Annotated in this window: 11 protein-coding genes and 2 pseudogenes; all 13 read right to left on the minus strand. The window is 38.3% G+C overall.

Features of this window, described 5'->3' with window-relative positions:
* Positions 1-36 precede the first annotated feature (36 nt).
* The 13 genes and pseudogenes from N4G44_RS12485 to N4G44_RS12545 all read right to left on the minus strand — a co-directional run bounded on the left by N4G44_RS12485 (position 37) and on the right by N4G44_RS12545 (position 15,933).
* Positions 37-417: a barstar family protein gene (locus N4G44_RS12485; RefSeq protein WP_474927342.1), complete on the minus strand. Its 381-nt coding sequence runs from the start codon at positions 415-417 to the stop codon at positions 37-39.
* Between the two features lie 13 nt (positions 418-430).
* Positions 431-4,126, minus strand: a complete 3,696-nt coding sequence (locus N4G44_RS12490; protein ID WP_474927344.1) for a phosphoribosylformylglycinamidine synthase — start codon at positions 4,124-4,126, stop codon at positions 431-433.
* Between the two features lie 71 nt (positions 4,127-4,197).
* Positions 4,198-4,491 (minus strand): glycogen-binding domain-containing protein, encoded by a 294-nt coding sequence (locus N4G44_RS12495; RefSeq protein ID WP_474927345.1) that lies wholly within the window; start codon positions 4,489-4,491, stop codon positions 4,198-4,200.
* The gene (locus N4G44_RS12500) at positions 4,488-5,624 is read right to left on the minus strand and encodes a serine hydrolase domain-containing protein (protein ID WP_474927347.1); all 1,137 of its coding nucleotides are present in this window, start codon (positions 5,622-5,624) and stop codon (positions 4,488-4,490) included. Before N4G44_RS12500 ends, N4G44_RS12495 begins: the two co-directional genes overlap by 4 nt.
* Before the next feature lie 63 nt (positions 5,625-5,687).
* A pseudogene (gene purB, locus N4G44_RS12505) lies at positions 5,688-7,114 on the minus strand (adenylosuccinate lyase).
* Positions 7,115-7,593: 479 nt separating this feature from the next.
* A complete protein-coding gene (locus N4G44_RS12510) occupies positions 7,594-7,734 on the minus strand; it encodes a bacteriocin-like protein (protein WP_474927349.1) in 141 nt (46 codons plus the stop codon).
* A 146-nt stretch (positions 7,735-7,880) separates the two neighbouring features.
* Positions 7,881-8,282 (minus strand): hypothetical protein, encoded by a 402-nt coding sequence (locus tag N4G44_RS12515; protein ID WP_474927352.1) that lies wholly within the window; start codon positions 8,280-8,282, stop codon positions 7,881-7,883.
* 180 nt (positions 8,283-8,462) lie between these two features.
* Positions 8,463-8,849, minus strand: coding sequence for a hypothetical protein (locus N4G44_RS12520; RefSeq protein WP_474927354.1), 387 nt, complete (start codon positions 8,847-8,849; stop codon positions 8,463-8,465).
* Between the two features lie 86 nt (positions 8,850-8,935).
* Positions 8,936-11,262: pseudogene (gene bglX, locus N4G44_RS12525) on the minus strand (beta-glucosidase BglX).
* Between the two features lie 112 nt (positions 11,263-11,374).
* A complete protein-coding gene (locus N4G44_RS12530; RefSeq protein ID WP_474927356.1) occupies positions 11,375-12,082 on the minus strand; it encodes a carboxylesterase family protein in 708 nt (235 codons plus the stop codon).
* Positions 12,083-12,198: 116 nt separating this feature from the next.
* Positions 12,199-13,590 (minus strand): glucoamylase family protein, encoded by a 1,392-nt coding sequence (locus N4G44_RS12535; RefSeq protein ID WP_474927357.1) that lies wholly within the window; start codon positions 13,588-13,590, stop codon positions 12,199-12,201.
* Positions 13,591-13,602: 12 nt separating this feature from the next.
* On the minus strand, positions 13,603-14,991 hold the full coding sequence (locus N4G44_RS12540; protein WP_474927359.1) for a glucoamylase family protein: 1,389 nt from the start codon (positions 14,989-14,991) through the stop codon (positions 13,603-13,605).
* A gap of 42 nt (positions 14,992-15,033) precedes the next feature.
* Positions 15,034-15,933, minus strand: a complete 900-nt coding sequence (locus N4G44_RS12545) for a LamG domain-containing protein (protein ID WP_474927360.1) — start codon at positions 15,931-15,933, stop codon at positions 15,034-15,036.
* Positions 15,934-15,947: the final 14 nt, after the last annotated feature.

Genomic DNA, 15,947 nt, shown 5'->3' on the forward strand with positions numbered 1-15,947 from the left:
GATGATTAATCAATCATCATATATCCATCAATTACATCAATCCAAAATTAGTACAATATTTTTATGCGAATCTATAATTTCAACTAAAATTTCAAATAAGGTCTGGCCTTTTCCTGAAGCCAGTTCATCCAGTTTCTGCTGGATCAATTTGACATTGAATGGTTTTCCCTGCCTGATTTTGTTTTCATAAAAATCACAGGTTGCTTCCAAACCGAGATCCTTTTTTGACTTCTGGGATTCTTTCCAGATAATTTCTAATTCCTCTCCGTTCTCAAACACTCCGAAACCTCCGTACAAAATATCATCAAAACCGTCCAAGGTTCCCACTTTCCAGTCAGTCCCTTTCATGAGCACTGAAGATACCTCATCGTAGAATCCTGCCAGATTTGAAAAGTGACCGCCATTAATGACGGTCACTTTTCGGTTATTTTTATTTGAAGTACTCCACTCCATTTTTGAATATATTGTGGTAATTCGCGGTCGGTATGTTTTTCATGAGACCTTCAGCAAAACGCTCAGGATGCCCCATTCTTCCGTAAATCTTTCCGCACGGGCTGGTAACTCCTTCAATCCCGAATAATGAATTGTTAGGATTGAACGGCATTCCGTGGGCAATGTTTCCGTCAAGGTCAATATATTGGGTGGCAATCTGTCCGTTTTCGTAAAGCTTTTTAATTTCTTCTTCGGAAGCCATGAAACGGCCTTCACCGTGAGAAATAGGAATAGTGAATACCTGGCCTTTCATTCCTTTTAACCAAGGTGATTCATCATTCACAACTTTTACATTCACCATCTGGGAAATATGTCTTCTGATCGCATTGTGAGCAAGCGTCGGAGAGTTTTCATCCAGATCCTTGATTCTTCCGTAAGGCAGCAGACCGGATTTTACCAGAGCCTGGAAACCGTTACAGATTCCTATGATCATTCCATCCCTGTCCAGTAATTCGTGAACAGCGTTTTTCATCTTTTCGTTTTTCAGAACGTTGACGATGAATTTTGCAGAACCATCCGGCTCGTCACCTGCCGAGAAACCTCCTGAAAAAGCAAGGATCTGGGAAGTCCTGATCTCTTCCACCCATGCATCAATACTTTCATCCAGCAATTGATGGTTAATGTTTTTCAATGGAAGACTGCTTACCACTGCTCCTTCTTTTGCAAATGCATTTAAAGTGTCATATTCGCAGTTGGTTCCCGGGAATACCGGAGCAAATACTTTCGGCTGGGCGATTCCGTGTTTTTTAATAATGATATTTCTTGGGTTGATGGAATTAAATTGCTCATCTATTTCAACCGTAAGCTTTTCTTTTTCTTTGGTAGGGAAAAGGTTTTCAAAGGTTCCTGTGTAAGCTGATTCAAGATCCGAGATTGGAGATTCAAGATTGTTTATTTTTAAAATTTTTGAATCTTTTACTTCACCGATTTGCTGAAGAGAGATATTGCTAAGCTCTTCTGTTGATTCAATAATTAAGCTGCCGATATTTTTAGCCAGCAAAGCGTTCTCATCAACAGTTACGTCTGCGCCCAATCTGTTTCCAAAGCTCATTTTCGCTAAGGCTACCGCTGCCCCGCCTTCTTTGATGGTTTTCACAGAAACAATTTTTCCGGCTTTGATATTTTCAAAAATAAATTCAAAAATTCCTTTTAAGCTTTCATAATCCGGAAGACCGTTTTCCTGAGGAATATGGCTAAAGAAATACAGCTTGTTTCCGGCCTGTTTAAATTCAGGGGAAATAACATTTTTCTTTTCACCGTTTGCACAGGCAAAAGAAATCAATGTAGGCGGCACATTCAGATCCTGATAAGTACCGCTCATGGAATCTTTCCCTCCGATTGCCGCAAGACCAAGATTGATCTGTGCATCATAAGCTCCTAAAAGAGAAGCTAAAGGTTTGCCCCATTTTTCAGGGTTCTGGCCCAGCTTTTCAAAATATTCCTGGAAGCTTAGCCTTATATTTTTGTAGTCACCTCCCATGGCCGTAATTTTGGCAACGCTTTCAACCACTGCATAAGAAGCTCCCAGCAGTGAGTTCTGCTTTGAAATTCCGGCATCAAATCCCCAGCTTGCAAAAGAAACGGTTTCAATGTCTTTTGCCCCTAAAATTGGCAGGGTCTGAACGCTTCCCTCCATCAGGGTCTGCTGGTATTTCCCTCCAAGAGGCATCGCAACGGTAGTTCCTCCTACAGAAGAGTCGAACATTTCCAGCAATCCTTTTTGGGAAGCTACATTTTTGTCGCTTAATATTTTAATGAAGTTTTCTTTTGTAAAAGGAACTTTTTCTTCTTTTACTTCTTCAAGGTGGGTAATTTTTACTTCCTGGCTTTTAGAACAGCCGTTGGTATCTAAAAATGCTCTTGAAAGGTCTACGATCTTATCACCTTTCCAGAACATCTGCATTCTGCCTGAATCCGTAACCTTTGCCACTTCTACAGCGACAATGTTTTCATCTTCACAGAATTTGATGAATTTTTCTTTGTCTTTCGGATCAACTACAACCGCCATTCTTTCCTGAGATTCTGAAATGGCAAGCTCTGTTCCGTTTAATCCTTCATATTTCAACGGTAAAACGTCAAGGTTTACTTCTAAGGAATCGGCAATTTCACCAATAGCTACAGAAACACCTCCGGCTCCGAAGTCATTTGATTTTTTGATCAGTTTGGTTACTTCAGGGTTTCTGAAGAGTCTCTGGATTTTACGTTCTTCAACGGCATTCCCTTTCTGAACTTCAGAGCTCATGGTGTGGATGGAAGTCTCGTCCTGCTCTTTTGAACTTCCGCTGGCTCCTCCAACTCCGTCACGGCCTGTTGCTCCTCCTAAAATGATGATTGAATCACCGTTTTCAGGCTTTTCTCGCCTTACCCAGTCTACAGGTACGGCTCCGGTAACAAAACCTACCTCCATTCTCTTGGCTTTATAGCCTTCATCATAGATTTCGGAAACCATTGTAGTGGCCAGACCGATCTGGTTTCCGTAGGAAGAATATCCGTTTGCTGCCTGTTTTGTAATGGTTTTCTGAGGTAATTTTCCCGGTAAGGTTTTATCTACCGGTTCCAGAACATCTGCTGCTCCTGTAAGCCTCATGGCCTGAAAAACAAAAGAACGTCCGGACAATGGATCTCTGATAGCTCCTCCCAAACAGGTTGAAGCTCCTCCAAAAGGTTCAATTTCCGTCGGGTGATTGTGGGTTTCATTTTTAAATAGTAAATACCACGGTTCTTTTTTACCATCGTATTCAGCTTCGATCTGAATGGTACAGGCGTTGATTTCGTCTGAAACAACAAGGTTTTCCAGATTACCTGTTTTATGGAAATACCTTGCGCATACTGTTGCCAGATCCATCAGGGAAATAGGTTTCAGCTCACGGCCTAAGAATTTTCTTTTTTCGATATAGTCATTGAAAATGGTTTCCAATGTATGTTTGAAAGCTCCTTCAAATTCAATATTTGAAAGCTGTGTTTCGAAAGTAGTATGACGGCAGTGGTCACTCCAGTACGTGTCTAAAACTTTAAGTTCTGTTTCAGTTGGATTTCTTTGTTCAGTTTTAAAATATTCCTGAATGAATTTTAAATCGTCCAAGCCTAATGCAAAACCATGATTATTAAAGAATTCTTCAAGCTGAGCATCATCAAAATTGATGAAATTTTCGTGAATTAAAACTTTTGATGGTGTTTCTTCCGCAGGAATATCTAAAATTGATAAATCTTTTTCCTGAGATTCTACTTTATTGATTAAAAGGTCTTTGATTTTTGCAAGATCAGACTCAGAAACTCCTTCAAATTCGATCAGTTTTCCGCTTCTCACTTTTGATTTTTCATTTTCAGTCAGTAAGGCTATACACTGCTGGGCAGAATCTGCACGCTGGTCGTATTGCCCAGGCAAAAATTCCATTGCGAAAAAGATTCCTTCCGCCGGATTTTCTGTGTGCAAAATATCTGTAACAGGGTCTACGAAAGTGCTGTTGACCACTTTTCCGAACTCCCCGTCATTCAACCCGAAAATATCGTAAACATTGTATACTTTTACATTTTGGATTGACGGAACAACCGCTTTTACTTCATCAAAAATTTTTGGACTTTCAACATCGAAAATTCCTCTTTTTTCTACGAAAATTCTTTTGTTATTAGACATTAGATGTCAGTTTTTTAATATTAGATTTATTTTTCTTTTACTTTTTCAGAACCAATACTGATCCTTAATTTTTACAGCTTCAGCGTAAGATTATTATCATCTGTCCCGTCTGTATTGGAAGCTTTTTTAGGAGTTATCATCCAACCTCCATTCAGTACAAATTTAAAGGAATAGGTCTTCCCTTTCTCAAATCTGGACGCCGGAATTTCAAGTTCAAAATGATTTTTATCTTTTCTCTTCATCTGATACTCTTTATTTCCGGGATTCCAGTCGTTGAAGGAACCTGCAACGACAATATTATTGATGAGTCCTGCATCCAGGTTTTTCGGATGGGTATATTCAAAAACGACTTTATCGCCCTTCACCTCATAACCATATATTTCTTTTTACCAGATGGAACAGTCAGATCTTCCACTAATCCGTAAGCTGCATTCTGCAACACTGGAAAAGTTTCCATTCCACTGATGTTTACTATCATACAAATGCCTAAATTAAGCTCGGGATATATAGCAAACCAGGTTTGGTATCCGAAGGAACCACCATGTTTATAGCCATTTTTCCCTTTGTCTGTTACTGCAAAATCATCCCAAAAATATCCAAACCAGCTTTCTTTGCTGCCTGAGATATTTCTTTGAGACTCCTGAACTGTTTCATTTTTGGAATCAAGTTCATATTTCAAAAACTTTACCATATCTCCCATTGTAGATTTGGTTTTTGAGCCGCCTGAACCCCATAAAAGGCTTTTGGATTCCGGCATTAAGCGCCCGCTGGTAGAATAGCCATTGGCCAAGACCCCATTTTTCCCAAGTTCCAGTTTGGTATGGTCCATTCCTGATTTTGAAAAAATGTTTTCTTTAAGGAGTGTTTCATAGTTTTTTCCGTAGACATTTTCCAGTATTAATCCTGTAATTTCAAGACTTAAATTACTGTATTTGTATCCTGTTCCCGGAATGGTGTCCGGTTTTACTTTTCTCAGATCCTGCTTAAACTGGTCTTTTGTATATTTTTCTCCTAATTTATTGTATTGAAAAGGAGTTTCATCTGTCATATTTTTTCTCAGCTCAGTATCATCAGGAAGATTACGTGGTAAAGCAGTGCTGTAGGAAATCAAATTTTTAATTTTAACAGGTGTTCCCTGATATTGCAGATTGGGATAATCTTCTTTTAAAAATTTACGGATATCGTCTTCCAGACTGATCTTTCCATCTAAAACAGCTTTTGCCAATAACTGGCCTGTAAAAAGTTTGGTAACGGAAGCTATTTCAAAATAGGTATTGTCATCAGCTTTGTTGCCTTTGCCTTTGTCTATTTCCCCATAATGCTTTGTATAGATTTTCCCGTTTTTCACAATTCCTACGGATACTGAGTAAGCTCCTGATTTTTGGGCAAGCTTTTGGGCATTAGTATCCATTATAGTGTATATATCATCCTTCTTTTGTGAAAAAGTTTTCACAGAAAGAAAGAGAAGTAGAAAAACAGAAAGCCCTTTTATGGTCATAGAGTTATCTTTATTTGAAAATGTTTAAAATAAAATATGCAGCCCAAAAGGACTGCATATGTTTTATACTTTAAGATCAGCCTCCAATCCTATCAGGTCTTTATTCTGATCCAGAATCGGCTGGACTTCATTCGCTATGAATTCCTCCGTTTGGATCGGCGCAAAACCGATAAAGTTTTTAGGATCTAAAACTTCTTTTAATTTTGATTTGTCCAGTTTTAAAGAATTATCATTCAGGATTCTTTCAATAAGGTCGTTTTCTTTACCTTCCTCCTTCACTTTTTGGAAGCTTCCATAGAATGAACTCTGATCACTTCGTGAATTTCCTGACGGTCACCACCGGCTTTCACTTCTTCCATGATGATGTATTCTGTCGCCATGAAAGGAAGTTCTTCCATAATATGTTTGTTGATCCTGTTCGGATAAACAACGATTCCGTTCATGATATTGTTCCAGATCAAAAGGATGGCATCAACAGCAAGGAATGCCTGAGGAATCGTCAGCCTTTTGTTGGCAGAATCGTCCAGTGTTCTTTCAAACCACTGAGTAGAAGCTACCATTGCAGAACTTGTCGTCAATGACATTACATATTTAGCCAATGCCCCGATTCTTTCACTTCTCATAGGATTACGCTTGTAGGCCATAGCCGATGAACCGATCTGGTTTTTCTCGAATGGCTCTTCAATTTCCTTAAGATTTTGAAGAAGACGTAAATCGTTGGTGAATTTATGGGCTGACTGAGCAATATTTCCTAATAACGCTACTACTTTAGCATCAATTTTTCTGTCATAAGTCTGACCGGAAACTCCGAAAACTTTTTCGAAACCGAATCTTTTGGAAAGCTCTTTATCTAAGTGTTTTACTTTGGAATAATCACCGTTAAAAAGTTCCAGGAAACTTGCTGCTGTTCCGGTAGTTCCTTTTACTCCTCTGAAACGAAGGGTTTCCAGGAAGAAATCAAGCTCTTCAATGTCAAGGACCAAGCTCTGTAACCAAAGTGTTGCTCTTTTACCGACTGTAGTCAGCTGAGCCGGCTGGAAATGGGTGAATCCTAAGGTAGGAAGATCTTTATACTGAATAGCAAAATCAGAAAGATTTTTCATCACGTTAACCAACTTTTTCTTTAAGATTAAAAGTCCGTCACGGATTTGAATAAGGTCTGTATTATCTCCTACAAAAGCTGAAGTAGCTCCCAAATGGATGATTCCTTTTGCTGAAGGCGCCACATCGCCATAGGCATGAACGTGAGCCATTACATCATGACGGAATTTCTTTTCGTACTCTGCTGCTTTCTCATAATCGATATTTTCAGCATTAGCTTTTAACTCAGCAATCTGCTCGTCTGTGATTTCAAGTCCAAGGTCTTTTTCGATTTCAGCAAGAGCTATCCAAAGCTTTCTCCAATTCTGGAATTTGTTATTGTGCGAGAAGTTAAATAACATTTCTTCACTGGAGTAGCGCTCTTCCAATGGATTTTTGTAGGAATTCATTCTTTCTTTTACTTTTTAGATGTACAAAAATAAGGATTTTCGGTGAGAGATGAAAATTGTGAATGTCCTTTTAAATTTTGGTTCAAATGGATGACACATTTTATATTTTCAAAGATTAAAATCTGCTTTAGATGAATCGTTTTATGATTCAGAAATTATTTTTTCAACAGTAAGTGATATTATATTGATTTATTTTCTAATTTAGTACAACATCAAATAAACAATCTAAAACAAAACTTATTATGAAAAATCTAAAAAAGTTATCAAAGTCCAATTTAAAAATGATTTCAGGAGGATGGGTTCCACAACCGGGACAAAGCTGCCCTGCCGGAACATGCCAATATTCTGAGAACGGGCCATGCAGAATTTACGATGCTAATAAATGTTATTAAAAAGCCTGATCAATTCAGGTATTTCTCTACAAATAATAGCCGGTCAAATGACCGGCTATTATTATTTAAAACAGTAAAAGATCGATACTACAGAGCTAGTCCGCACTCTGATCCTACAGAAATACATTTTTTAACAAATGAGCACCACAAATATCCTGGCAGACACATAGGGATGCCTCCCTGAACTGTTTTCAGTTCTTGTTTTGTCAATTTTTTCAGATTTTTCATATTATTTAATTTTTTGGGGCTCCTTACTGTACTGTTGTGATTTGATTATACTAATATACACTTTTTAACGGAAATATCGTATTGATAATCAACCACTTAATAAAAATCTAATCTACAACACGAAGTCATACAATTAAATGATTTTATTACTGATAAATTACAACATCATCTTTTTTAATCTGGTAACCTGATTTTTTATAGGGAACCAACACATAGGTTTCCTTGATGTAGCTTCCACTTTTCCACATTTTACTTTTTCCTTCCCGGACAAGAATAATGCTTTTTGCATTTCCATCCGGAATGAAAATTTCTGCTCTTTTCATGTCTTTACTAAAAATAACAGCGGTCATGGAAGTATAACTTTTATCTGAGTTCACTTCCTTTAGTTTAATTTTCTGTTCGAAAACCCTTACACAATCATTTTTGATCTGCGAATACGTATAGCCTGCTGAGCTTCTGCATCCATGAACATCTTTGTCACCTCCTTTTTGCTGGGTAAAGGCTAAAGAGCTAAGGAACATTGCGCCTAATAAAATAGTTTTTCTCATATTTTAAATATTAATGGTTGAGTTTTGTAACAAGGTATTAGTTTATCTAAGATACAAAAACTCCTCATTCCGGGAGCCTCATACCTATACTATTTTAATTCTGTTGTTTCTCTTCCAAATTATTAAAACAAAGAGACCGCCTTAACAGGCGGTCTCTATTGTATTTTATAAAATCCGGATTTACTGATAAATCACAACATTGTCTTTCTTAAGCTGATATCCGTCTTTCTTGAAAGGAACCAAAACATAGTCATCTTTCTTCCAGGTCTTACCTTTTCCTGCTCTTGTAAGGATCAGGCTTTCTCCATCTGTATCCGGAATAAAAACTTCAGCTTTTTTCATATCCTTACTGAAAATAACGGCAACCATTGAAGTAGAACTGCCTTTAGGGGCCACTTCTGTCAATTTAATCTTCTGCTCAAAAACTCTTACACAATCTTTTTTAATCTGAGAGTAAGTATACCCCGCCGAACCTATACATCCATGTGCATCTCTATCTCCTCCTACGGTCTGTGCAAACAGAAAAGATCCCATGAATACTGTGCCAAGTAAAATCGTTTTTTTCATAATCATTATATTAAAGCTACCTCTGTGCCATTAAAAATCATGCCAAATATGGAAAAAAGCCACTCAAAGAGCGGCTTTGGTTATTATTATTTAGACCAATTGATCTTTGAGTGTTTCACTTCATCAGAATTGGTTCCGACCATGATATCAAAGTCTCCCGGTTCCCAGTCATATTTCAATTCTCCGTTGTAGAATTTCAGGCTTTCCGGTGTAATGTCGAAGGTTACTTTTTTAGATTCTCCTTTTTTCAGGAATACTTTCTGGAATCCTTTCAGTTCTTTTACCGGTCTGGTAATGCTTCCCACCATATCCCTGATATACAGCTGTACTACCTCAGCCCCGTCGTAGTTTCCGGAATTGGTAACGGTTACTGAAGCCTGAACCGTTTGATTTCCTTTTGGATTGGAATTTGAAACAGACAGATCGGAGTAACTGAATTTAGAATAGCTCAAACCATACCCGAACGGATACAACGGTGTATTACATTCATCCATATAGTTTGAACGGAATCTTTCGTACACGCATTTATCAACTTTATCCTGGCTTAGCGGACGGCCTGTATTTTTTGCATTATAGTAGATAGGAACCTGTCCTAAACTTCTTGGGAAGGTCATCGGAAGTTTTCCTGAAGGATTTACTTTTCCAAACAGAACGTCTGCAATAGCATTTCCAGCCTCTGAACCGGCAAACCAGGCGTTAAGAATAGCATCAGGTACATCTTTTACATTGGTTAAAGCCAGGGGACGTCCTGTGTAAAGTACCATTGCAATAGGTTTTCCTGTTTTTTTCAGTTCATTTAATAAATCAACCTGGGACTGTGGAATTGTAATCTCTGTTCTTGAAGAAGACTCACCGCTCATTTCTGCAGATTCTCCAATTGCGAGAACGATAACGTCTGCTTTATTGGCAATATCAACAGCTTCTTTCAGTAATGCTTCTTTAGAACGGTTATCGCGGTCTGTTTTTTTACCATGAGCTGCATAAATATCTTCTAATTTAGCATCGTAATCTATGTTTGCTCCTTTTGCTGAAAGGAATTTCACTTCTTTTCCATAATTAGCCTGAAGCCCTTGCATTAGTGAAACTGAAGCAGCATGTTTCGTAGCAACACTCCAGGTTCCTGCCATATTCAGGGAGTTGTTCACCAATGGTCCGATCACCGCTACTGTACCGGACTTTTTCAATGGTAATACCTGATTTTCGTTCTTTAATAAAACCATGGACTGGGCTGCCGCACTTCTTGCTATGTTGCGGTTTTCCATATTGTACACTTCTTTTGCAGCCAGTTTTGCATCGCCATAACGGTAAGGATCATCGAATAATCCAAGGTCATATTTTGCTTCCAGAATTCTTCTTGCCGCCATATCGATCTCAGACTGTGTAACTTTTCCTTCGTCCAGAGATTTTTTAAGGGTCGTTAAAAATCCTTCCCCTACCATATCCATATCTACTCCGGCTTTCAGGGCTAAAGCGGACACCTGCTGAAGGTCTCCCATTCCGTGTTCAGTCATTTCGTTGATTCCTGTATAATCGGTCACCACGAAGCCTTTGAAGTTCCATAATTTTCTAAGTACATCGGTCTGAAGCCATTTATTTCCGGTTGCCGGAACTCCATCCACTTCATTGAAGGAAGCCATTACAGAGGCTACTCCTGCATCTACAGCTGCTTTGTAGGGTGGAAAATATTCGTTGAACATTCTCACGTGGCTCATATCTACCGTATTGTAATCACGTCCGGCTTCACCAGCTCCATAGAGTGCAAAATGCTTTACACAGGCCAGGATGGTATTAGCAGCAGAAAGGTCTTTTCCCTGATAGCCATACACCATATTCCTGGAAACTTCACTTCCTAAATAAGGGTCTTCTCCGGAACCTTCAGAAACTCTTCCCCATCTTGGTTCGCGTGAAATATCCACCATTGGAGAGAAGGTCCAGTTGATCCCGTCTGATGAAGCTTCTTTTGCCGCTACTCTTGCAGACTGCTGTACGAGGTTCATATCCCAGGAAGCAGCAAGGCCTAACGGAATCGGGAAGGTGGTTTCGTAACCGTGAATTACATCCATTCCGAAAATCAAAGGAATCTTCAGACGGCTTTTTTCTACAGCCACTTTCTGAACTGCTTTAATTTTTTCGGCTCCTTTTATATTGAATAATCCTCCTACTAATCCCTGCTCCACTTTTTTGCCAATGTCTGAGCTCTGAGCCTGCCCTGTGGTAAAATCTCCGGAAGTCGGCAGGTTGAGCTGCCCAATCTTTTCATCCAAAGTCATTTTCGACAAAAGATTTTCCACGAAAGCTTTTTCTTCGCCTGATACTGAGCGGTCTGGTAAGACTGAACCGGCCTGGTTACCATTTCCTGTGCAGAAAACACGGGAGAAAGGGCCATGGTTGCCATTACAATTAACTTTTTCATAAATCTATCTTCTTAAATTATAGTTCTAATTTTATTTTGCTTGTTTTATAAGGGATTCTAATTTTTTTACAATTTGTGTTTTGTAGAATTAATGTCTCTTTTCCGTAGTCATTTAATTTTCTTTTTTCTTAGACAGCATCCATTCATACAGTTTAGGATCAGAATAGGTTGAATCCCATGAGTTGTGGTTATCATTCGGGAAAATAACCAGTTCTGCCGAAGGGTTTACCGGATGCAGTTTTTGGTAGAATTTAAAAGCATTTTCTGGGAGTACGATATCATCCATTCCGCCGTGAAAAATTTTCATATTCAAATCTTTATACCTATTGATATTCGCATACATGATCATGTCTGTAGGGGCGCATACCGGCACTACCGCCGCAAACATTTCAGGATGCTCCAGAGCAAGCTTCAATGTTCCCCATCCTCCCAGCGAAAGTCCTGTGAGGTAAATCCTGGAAGCATCAATCTTATATTTCTTCTGAACTTCTTTGATCAGGTTATAAACTGTCACCGTATCCCACCATGAATCTGCAGGACACTGAGGCGCCAAAATAGCTACCGGCTCCTTGATCAGATTTTTGTAAGTAAACGGACTGTGAACCTTAACTAAATCAAGATTATTACCTCTTTCTCCTGAACCGTGAAGAAATACGATTAAAGGAACATTTTCTTTTACTTTCTGGGGATAATCGAGAATGTAGGATATTTTTTCGGTTCTTTTGATTTCTTTGTTTAATTCCGCTTTTATTTCCTGTGCATTAATCTGTAATGAGAACGGCAGGATTAAAAGCGGGAGGTGTTTTAGCTTTAATTTCATATTGTTGTTAAGGTTTTGGCTAAAGCCGTTTTGGTGTATTATTGTTTATTTAACGGGTTAAGATTCATTCCTATTAAATTAAAATTCAATAAGATAAAGATAAGGTTAAGATCTGATTATTTGATATTGTATTTGTCAGATTTAAAGCTCAGTTTCTTAAGTCCCTGCTGAATTTCAGGAGCATTCATAAACAGTTTCCAAAGGAATCCTGTTCTGTAGTTTTCAATCATTGGGGCTATTGTTCCCTGATCTATCGCTAAATATCTTGGGGTAAACCAGTTGTCGTAGTTAACCGAAGTAGCATCGTAAGGTCCTGCTGATCCAATGAATTCAGGTTTTTGTGTGTACAGAAATCTAAGGAAATTCATAGATTCTTTCGGGGTGTACGGGAAGCTACTCAATGCGGCTGTAGGTGTAATTACTCCATTATCATTAGTCGGCATATGGGCAGTATAGCCTGTACTTCCGTCTTCATTTCTTGTGTAGCCTGCTGTTAATCCCCAGTAATTGGGTCCGTAGCCTTTCCACTGTTTCGGATTTTCAACGCAGTATTTATAGTCGATAAGGACCTGATTTTTATTTAAATCAAAATAATTTTTCACTAGTTTATCAGAAAGCCCGGTAGGATCCAGACCGATATAGGAATATTGTGACCAGAAAAGCGGCCCGCCATATTCTTCGGCATAGTTGTGTTTTACATAAAGAGGTAGCCCGTATTTTGTTTTGTCTGTCAGATAAGTCCCGTTTCTTGTCCAGCCTTTGTAATAGGTTTCTGCATCAATAGGGTGTGTAGGCGATGAAGCAGCTAAAATATAGGTAATCAGACATTCGTTATAGCCTTCCAGCGGAAAATTCATCTCCCACTGATATTCCGGTGACCAGTGCCAGTAAAGAACTTTTTCGCCTCCTTTAGTATACCAGTTCCACTGAATTCCTTTCCAGAGCTCATCACATTTTGAAGCAAGCGCTTTTTCTTCAGCATTTCCGTTTTTAAAATATTCACGTACCATTAAAATCCCTGAGGTAAGAAATGCAGTCTCCACAAGGTCACCTCCATTATCTTTTTTGCCGAAAGGAACGGTTTTTCCTGTTTCTCCGTTGATCCAGTGCGACCAGGCTCCTTTATGACGGTCTGCCTTGGCAAGAAAATCCATCATATGAGTCAATCTTTTTACGGCTTCCTGTCTCGGAATAAATCCTCTTTCAACACCTACCAGAAGGGTTGCCAGTCCGAACCCTGAACCTCCGGTTGTTACGACATGCTTGTCATTATCAGGATAAATGTTGTCTTCGTGATACCGCTCTCTTCCCAGCATCGATTTAGGTTCAGCATAGTCCCAGAAATATTTTAATGCATCTTTCTGTACTCTGTCCATTAGCTGTTCATCAGTAATATTACTCTTAACAACCTGTTTCTGAACGGTTTCCTGTTTTGAGGATTGAGAATTTTTGCAGGAGTATGCAAAGAATAAAGATGTTACGGCAATTGATAATACGGTCCTTTTCATAATATATTCTTTTTAAAATCCATATTGTGTAGAATGAAAGCCTAGCTTTAGTAATCCTTGTTTTATATCCGGAGCATTCATAAATAGCTGCCATAAAAACTGGCTTTTATAATTTTCAACCATTGGAGCAATTGTTCCCTGATCTATTGCCAAATATCTTGGCGTGACCCAATTGTATTGTACTGAATAAGCATCATAGGGCCCAGCAATTCCAATATATTTGCTGTAATTTTCATTATATAAAAATCTTAGCATATTCATGCTTTCTGAAGAAATATAAGGCATATTTGATAGAGCTGCCGTAGGAGAAATGATCCCTAAATCGTTATTTGGCTGATGTGCAGCATATCCTGTTGATCCATCTGTATTTCTGGAATAACTTGCGGTAAGCCCCCAACTTTTAGAATTATACCCTTGCCATGCCTTAGGATTTGTGAGGCAATACTGATACATAATTTTAGCATGATTTGCTGTTGCATCTCCATAATTTACATAATCATCTTTCAATCCTCTTGGATCCAGGCCTAAAAATGAGTAATGTGACCAAAACATAGGACCAACAGTTCCATTAGCTCCATTATGATTTACAACAACGGGAATTCCGTATTGCGTTGCCGTACTTTTAATATCCCCGTTTCTGGCCCATCCTTGTTGATAGACTGATTTATTAATAGAGTAATTTGGTGAGGCTGCAGCCATTACATAAGTAATTAATGTTTCATCAAAGCCCTTTAGTTGCATATTCATTTGGAAATTATAATTTGGTGACCAATGCCAATACAAAACATTTTCCCCTTTGGTATACCAATTCCATTCAATTCCTTTCCATAAATCATCTGCTTTTTGCGAAACTGCTAATTCTGAAGCATCAGCAGAATTCTTGAAATATTCTCTTACGCAAATTAACCCTTGTGCTAAAAAAGCTGTTTCTACCAAATCGCCTCCATTATCCATTGTACCGAAAGGAATTACCTGACCATTTGTCCCGTTGATCCAATGTGGCCATGCTCCATGAAAACGGTTTGCATTTTGCAAAAAATTTAAAGAAGTTGTAAGCCTTGAAACCGCTTCTGCTTTAGAAATATATCCGTTCTTAATTCCAACCAATATTGTCATTAATCCAAAACCAGAACCACCAGTTGTTACTACATTTGCATCCTGTGAAGGATTATCTGTATGATATCTTTCTCTGGCTAATTTTGAATTTGATTCTGCATAATCCCAAAAATATTTCAGGGCATCTTTTTGAACCATTTCAATTAATTGAACATCACTATAATTGTTGGGAGTCTCTGCTATTCCCCCTCCAAGAGGTGTCCCCGGGCCTGATAAAGAGTCCCCGGATGAGCAGGAATTAAATATTAATCCGGAGAATATTATTGCAACTATCGTTTTTTTCATATTTCAATTTGTAAAAAAAGGCCTAAAAAAGGCCTTTTAGTATTATCTGTTATCTTTTTCAAGCTTATATAAAGCATCAATTTCTCCAGCACTAAGTGCTTTATCATACATTCTGAATTCATCCATCAATCCTGTATAATTCAGCATCCAAGAATCCGGTGTTCCCCAAGGAGCACCCAAATGCTGTTGATATCCTCCGATGATAAATTTAGAAACATTCGAATTTGCTAAAGAGCCAAGTGGAGAGCCTCCTTGTTGGGGATCATTTGTATATCTTTTTGTGATGCTATCCGGTAATTGAATTTTTACCCCGTCTACATATAATGAAAATGTTGAGGAACCAGCTTCATAAGTCCAAACGACATGTTTCCATTTATCATACATATTTTCAAGCTTATTTGTTCCTCCAGTTTCGATGAACTGTCCGGCCCATGGAATACTGGGAGTTACATCTTTTTGAATATGGAACTTTATTAACATTTTTCCATCGGTAGAACTTTCAATTAAAACGAAAATATTCCCCCAAAAGTCTGTTGTCTTTGGCAACATAAAAAGGCATTGCGCTCCTCCAGTATGCGCAGAGGTTTTAATCCACATGGCCTGAGTTACACTCTTAAGATTCTTAATTCTGTCACTTACATCATTATAAGAAACAAAACCAGTTGTAGATCCCTTGTATGCATTACCTTTAACCCCAATTTCAAATCCCGACCCGGAAACAGAGCCATTAGTAACTCCATTTTTTGAATCAGAAATTGAAGAATTATCAAAACTTATTTTACTAATTAAATTATCTGATGCAACTTCATCAGAATTCTGATAACCACCAATTGAAGAATAAGGAATCGCAGGATTATCTTTATCTATACTATCTTCGCAACTTGTTGCTACACCAAATAGAAAAGCTACCGCTATATATTTTATTAAATTTCTATTTTTCATCTTTTTAAATTATT

Source organism: Chryseobacterium sp. GTID13, assembly GCF_056172655.1.